We start from the raw sequence: 309 nt of genomic DNA, 5'->3' as shown, positions 1-309 counted from the left end.
AGACTACGTATTTTTGCCGTTATGCGGGCGTTATGTGCCAAGTCGAGTCCTGTGGTCTATTCATTAAAAGGAATTAAAAATGAGTGCTAGTGAATCTAATAGAAGAATAAAGTTTTCATACCAGTTAGATAACTGGGATTACGAAACGGGCGATCGGGCATATTTAAAAGCAAATGCTAGAAAATTAATTCCTTCTGAGTATATCCCAGAAATGGATGGGTCGCTGTATTGCCCCGCTTGCTTCACTAATTTGAACCGAATACCGAAAGAAAAAGAACATTTTACTAATGGGCGTGATGCTTACTTCGC

At 39.2% G+C, this 309-nt stretch carries 1 protein-coding gene; it reads left to right on the top strand.

From position 1 onward, the window contains the following. Positions 1-79 precede the first annotated feature (79 nt). On the top strand, positions 80-309 hold a 230-nt coding region (locus tag R0K30_RS21495), incomplete at its 3' end, for a hypothetical protein (RefSeq protein ID WP_410612822.1).

Origin of the sequence: Bacillus sp. SIMBA_154, from assembly GCF_046536015.1 — a bacterium.
Taxonomy (GTDB): Bacteria; Bacillota; Bacilli; order Bacillales; family Bacillaceae; genus Bacillus; species Bacillus pumilus_P.
Note: the sequence above shows the minus strand (reverse complement) of the source record. Positions and strands in the feature narration are given on the sequence as shown.